Here is a 3067-nt window from a genome sequence, read left to right as displayed (position 1 = left end):
TGCCGGACCTTCGCGATGACCTGCTCGGGGGTATGCCTACGTGCCATAACTAGTGAATTTCCTCCTGCGTCCATTCTCGGACACGAAACTCACATAGTCACCGGACTCCTACACGGGGACCCAACCATCTGCACTTCTGCGTGAACGCAAGAGTCAATTCCGATAGGCCACCTGTGGCAACTGCGATCGTTCCTCGCGTAGTATTCCTAGCCTTCACAACACGAGCTGATGCCATGCATTTCACGCACGAACGACAACGCACACGTACTTTCGCGGCCAATCCAATTCCCTTCCAACAACGGATCTAAACAGCGGTTAGCCCGATGTCATCACACTGTATCTGTATCACTATCTGTCGGTTCACGATTTGAATTTCGGTTGTCTTGTCTCAACCGACGTTCAAATTGCCACTTTATGTTTGGCGGAACTCGAGTCACAGGTTGGCTGCAGACGGACCAGCAATGTAAGACACCAGCTAAAGGACTTTGTTGTCGCTGCGGCGTGTTAGCAGCGTCAGTTCGTCTGGTACGCCCTCCCCCGGGATCGAAGAATCAGGAATGCTGGACGCCGGGTGGCTGCGTTTTGCAGCCACCCGCCGTGGAGCGCTTCCTTACTGTGCAGCTACGTAGTAGCTACTCCAGCCTGTGCCGATCAGCTCACGCGGAGCCCACCGGCTCTTGTCCGCCTGGTAGTACCAGATCCTCCCCCAGCTGTCCCTGGCGATCAGCCCTGTCGTGCCCTCGCCCGCGTAACTGTTGGACGTCACAATGTTGCTCATTGTGTTCCAGCCCGAGCGGCCGATGATCTGCCGGGTTTCGCTGACGAACTTCCCGGTACCGTTGCCGCGGTAGAGCTTCAGCTGCCCCGCCGGTGTCTTGGCGACAACATCCTTGCGCCCGTCCTTGTCCCAGTCCATCACGGTCAGAACATACTCGCTCCAGCCCCGGCTGCCCAGAACATAGCGCGGCGAGAGCCGGTAGCCGGAGTTGTTCCCGTAGACGTACAGCCTGCCGGTCTTGGCGTTTTTGGCAATGACCACCGGGTACTTATCGGTCGTCTTCCATTTGCTGACCGTCAGGTCATAATCCGCCCAGCCGCTGTACCCGATCGTGTAGCGGGTGAAGTTGCCGGTCGATTTGGCCTTGTAGTAGTAGAGCTGGCCGTTCTTGCCCTTGGCGATGATGTCGATGAAACCATCGGAGTTCCAGTCGACCGTATGGATCTCGTCCATGGCGGTCCACCCCGACCGGCCGATCATCACCCTGGTCGAACCGGTACCGCTGTGACCGTAGTTCCACAGCCGGCCATACGAATCGAACGCGATGATCTCGCCCTCGGATCGGATCGATGGCGTGGCCTTCGGCTCGAACGTGTGGCTCCACGAAGTCGTGCCGGCGAGCACGTAGTCCGCCTCCGGCTTCGCCGTGACCGTCAGATCGCCAACCGGCGCAGCATGGGTGCCGGCGTCTTTCTCCACACCGCCCACGTAGTACCGGACACCCTCAACCTCGGGAATCGTGTACTGGCCTGCCTCATCATCGAAGGTCACCGCTTCCGGCGTCGCCTCGTAAGGCGTTTCCTTGAAGGTGTGGCTCCACGCGGTCTCGGAATCGACGCTCAGAACGTAATCCGCCGCAGCCCGGGCCGTGACAGTCACGGCACCGGCTGCCGCATGGGTCCCCGGTTCCATGACTTCCCCGTCGAGCAGGTATTCAACGCCCTCGACAGAGGGAATCGTAACCGTATCCCCGGCAGTACCGTCCTCGTCCGAGAACAGCACGGGCCCCGGAACCACCATGAACGGCGTGGCCTTGAAGGTATGGCTCCATGCAGCGTCAGCGCCAACCTCCAGCGCATAATCCGTCTTGGCGATCGCCGTCACCGTCACAGTTCCCGACGCCGTGTGAACACCGGGCTCGAGAGTTTCCCCGGCCACCACGTATGCCACGCCGTCGACCGAAGGAATAGTGAACGTGTCCTCAGCAGTGCCGTCCGCGTCCGTGAACACGACGGGCTCCGGAACCACCACATACGGAGTCGCCTTGAACGTGTGGGTCCATTCCGTGGCTGCATCTTCGGCCAGGAAGTAGTCCTCCACGACCCGCGCGGTCACCGTGATGCTGCCCGACGCCGGGTAGGTACCGGCGGCAACTACTTCGCCGCTGACGAGATATTCAACGCCCTCGGCTGCAGGAATCGTGTACGAGTCCTCCTCGGTGCCATCAGCTTCGATAAACGAAACTGCAACCGGTGAAACTTCATACGACTTCGCCGCGAATACATGGCTCCATTCAACGGTTGCCTCACCGGACAGAACGTAGTCCGCCAGTGCCCGTGCCGTAGCCTTCACAGCGCCCGACGCCGGATACGTACCGCCGGCGACCACGTTGCCATCGACGAGGTACTCAACGCCCTCACCCACGGGAACGGTGTACGAGTCATTGTCTGCACCGTCCGCGTCCGTGAACACCACGGGCTCCGGCATCACAACATACGGGGTCGCCTTGAATGTGTGTGCCCATTCCGTGGCGGCTCCCCCGGCCAGGAAGTACCCTTCCAGGACCCGGGCAGTCACCGTGATGCTGCCCGCCGCCGGGTAGGTACCCGCCGCAACTACCTCATCGTTGACGAGATACTCAACGCCCTCGACTCCAGGAACGGTGTATGAGTCAGACTCAGCACCGTCAACATCAACGAATGCGACCGGCTCAGGCGTCACCGCATACGACTTCGCCTCGAAAGTGTGCGTCCACTCCGCGGCCGCACCGGCCTCCAGCACGTAATCCGTCTGGGCCTTCGCCGTCACCGTCACCGAACCGCTGCCCGGATGAGTGCCGGCTGCAACAACCTCGTCCCCGACCAGGTAATCAACACCCTTGGTCTCCGGGACCGTGTACGAATCGTTCCCGGTGCCGTCCTCGTCCGTGAACACCACCGGCTCCGGAACAACTACGTACGGCGTGGCTTTGAACGTGTGCGTCCACTCCGCGGCCGCACCGGCCTCCAGCACGTAATCCGTCTGGGCCTTCGCCGTCACCGTCACCGAACCGCTGCCCGGATGAGTGCC

1 protein-coding gene is annotated in these 3067 nt (G+C 61.0%); it reads right to left on the bottom strand.

The features are described from left to right. Positions 1 to 610: 610 nt before the first annotated feature. Positions 611 to 3067: FG-GAP repeat domain-containing protein (locus HGO92_RS22935; protein WP_169998997.1), on the bottom strand; the 2457-nt coding region annotated here is incomplete at its 5' end.

The organism is Crystallibacter degradans (assembly GCF_012952295.1).
Lineage (GTDB): Bacteria > Actinomycetota > Actinomycetes > Actinomycetales > Micrococcaceae > Crystallibacter > Crystallibacter degradans.
This window is presented reverse-complemented; position numbering and strand designations above follow the sequence as displayed.